This window comes from Mesorhizobium sp. M2A.F.Ca.ET.067.02.1.1, from assembly GCF_004023285.1.
GTDB lineage: Bacteria > Pseudomonadota > Alphaproteobacteria > Rhizobiales > Rhizobiaceae > Mesorhizobium.
Map to the genome: position 1 here is coordinate 1 of NZ_RZSB01001464.1, position 411 is coordinate 411.

Sequence of the window (411 nt, forward strand, 5' to 3'; positions counted from 1 at the left end):
CGTTCACCCCCGGCTCATCAGCGAAGACGCCGCGCGTCTCGTGCGCCACCCGCGTCGTGTCGGGCACCCGGCCGCCGTATTGGCTTCCTTCGGCGCGGGGGGAGATCAGAATTCGCTCGCCGTGCAGGCGATCGACCGCCTTGCCGGCGATCCGGTTAAGGCGGTCGAAAGCAGGCATGGTCGTTACTTCCCCGCCTTGGCCTTCGGCTTGGCCGGAGCCTTGCCCTCGTCGGCCTTGCCCTCGTTGCCTTCGGCGGCCTGCTTGTCGGCCACAGCCGCATCCGCGGTGCGGGCCGGGGGCTCGAACTGGCCCGGCAGACCGACCGAGATATTGTCCGAATTGGCGTCGGCGTCGTCCGCCTTCACCTCTTCGAGCAGGCCCTCGCCGACGAAGCCCTCGGCGTCCTTCTC

Annotated in this window: 1 protein-coding gene; it reads right to left on the reverse strand. The window is 69.3% G+C overall.

Annotation, left to right across the window (positions count from 1 at the left end):
- Window positions 1–183: 183 nt before the first annotated feature.
- A partial coding sequence (locus tag EOA28_RS39430; RefSeq protein ID WP_189342441.1) for a hypothetical protein occupies window positions 184–411 on the reverse strand: 228 nt, incomplete at its 5' end.